Genomic DNA, 1,881 nt, shown 5'->3' with positions numbered 1-1,881 from the left:
CGCTTCCGCCGGCCGGCACGCCGCCGGGCCGGCGCCGTACCGGATCACTCCGCCGGAGGGCCCCCTCGGGCCACCGCCGGACGGCAGGTGCTCCCTCCGGTCAGCATGCCTGCACCCAGGAGCACTCCAGCTCGCCGCTGCCCTGGACCGGACCGCGCATCGTCCTGGTGCCCTCCGGCGCCTGGTGGCCCGCGTACTCGGCCAGGCGCACCGCGATCGCGTCCTGCACCGCGAGGGGCGCGGGGCCGGAGTGGCCGTTGTTCACGATGCTGAACGCCAGCTCGCCCTCCGGCCCGGGCACGTACCCGGAGAGGGCGCTGACCCCGCTCATCGTTCCGGTCTTGGCCTCGACCACGCCCTCGGCGGCGGTACCGCGCATCCGGTTGGCGAGGGTGCCGCCGACGAACGGGTCGCTCTCACCCGCGACCGGCAGCGAGGCGGACCAGGTCTCCTCCCAGGGGGCGGTGCCCGCCTGCCCGAGCAGGTCGACGACGGTGTCGGCGGTGACCAGGTTGCCGCGGGACAGGCCGGAGCCGTCGTTGGGGACCAGGCCGGCGGTGTCCACGCCCAGACCGGACAGCGCGTCCTCCACGCCCGCGAGGCCGGCGTCCCAGGTGCCCGCGCCGGCGGTCTCCTGGCCGATGCTCTTGACCAGCATCTCGGCGTGCCCGTTGTTGCTGAACTTCATGAGGGGCACGAGGATCTCGGAGAGCTCGGCCGACGTGTGGTCGGCGAGCACCTCGGCGTCCTGCCAGTCGTCGGGGACACCGCCCAGGCCGACGTCGCCCTTCACCGTGACGCCGTTGCTCTCCAGCGCCTCCTCGAAGAGGTGACCGGCGAGCGCGGCGGGCTCGTCGACCGTCCGCAGCGCGGTCACGGGGGCGGCGTCCGCGGGGAGCGAGCCGGTGACCGCGATGGTGTTGGTGCCCACCGGGCGGTCGATGACGAGGGTGTTGGCGCTGCCGGCGGCGCCGGTGACGGCCCGGTTGTCGAGCTCGGCGTAGCCCTCCGCGGCGCCGAGGTCCACGTCGGCGGGCTCGCCCTCCGCCGCGGGGGCCACCGAGACCTCCGTCACGCCGGTGTCGAAGCGCTCCCCGTGGGCGACCGTCAGGGCCGAGATCTGCGCCGAGTAGGCGTAGGGCTCGTCCTCGGGCCACCAGTCGTCCACGAGCCGCTCGGAGTCGAACCACGTGTCGTCGGCGTACAGGTCGCCCTTGACCGTGCGGACCCCGGAGGCCGCGACCTCGGCGGCCATGGCGTCCAGGTCCTCGGCGGAGAGCGTCGGGTCGCCCCGGCCCACCAGGTAGAGGTCCTGCACCTCTCCCCGGCGCCCGGGAGCGGACTCGGCCGCGACCTCGGTCCCGAAGGAGTGGTCGGCGCCCAGGACCTCCAGGGCGGCGGCCGCGGTGAACAGCTTCATGTTGGAGGCGGGCAGCAGCTGCTCGCCGCCGTCGCGCGAGTACAGCTCCTCGCCGGTCGCGGTGTCCACGACGACCACCCCCGACACGGCGCCCTCCAGGGCGGGGTCCTCCAGGATGGCGTCGATGTCCTCGCGCAGTTCGGTCAGGCGGGCTCCGGAGGCGTCGGCGAGCGCGGGGGACGCTCCCAGGAGCGTCATCGGCAGCAGGGGGATCGTGACGAGGGCGGCGGCCCTCCGGGCGCCGCGCCCTCCGGTGCGGCGGGGGCGCAGGGGTTCGGGGGAGGATTGCTTCATGGGTCTCCTCGAAGGGGGCGGAAGCAACGCACCCTAGCCCAGAAACGGCCGCCGATCCAGGGTTTCACCGCGAGCCCCCGCGCGGCGGAGCGGTTTCGTCCGGGATCCGCCGCATGCCCGGAGGCGGGGCGGGGCTCCGGCGGGCCCCCGCCCCGGGGGAACGCCGT

At 75.2% G+C, this 1,881-nt stretch carries 1 protein-coding gene; it reads right to left on the bottom strand.

Annotated features, from left to right (window positions below):
- Positions 1 to 100: 100 nt before the first annotated feature.
- The gene (dacB, locus tag ACWGL3_RS32125; protein ID WP_452462159.1) at positions 101 to 1,714 is read right to left on the bottom strand and encodes a D-alanyl-D-alanine carboxypeptidase/D-alanyl-D-alanine endopeptidase; all 1,614 of its coding nucleotides are present in this window, start codon (positions 1,712 to 1,714) and stop codon (positions 101 to 103) included.
- Positions 1,715 to 1,881: the final 167 nt, after the last annotated feature.

The sequence above is a fragment of the Nocardiopsis sp. NPDC055824 genome, from assembly GCF_053616335.1.
The sequence above is the reverse complement of the archived record's forward strand: the minus strand, read 5'-3'. Positions and strand labels throughout refer to the sequence as shown.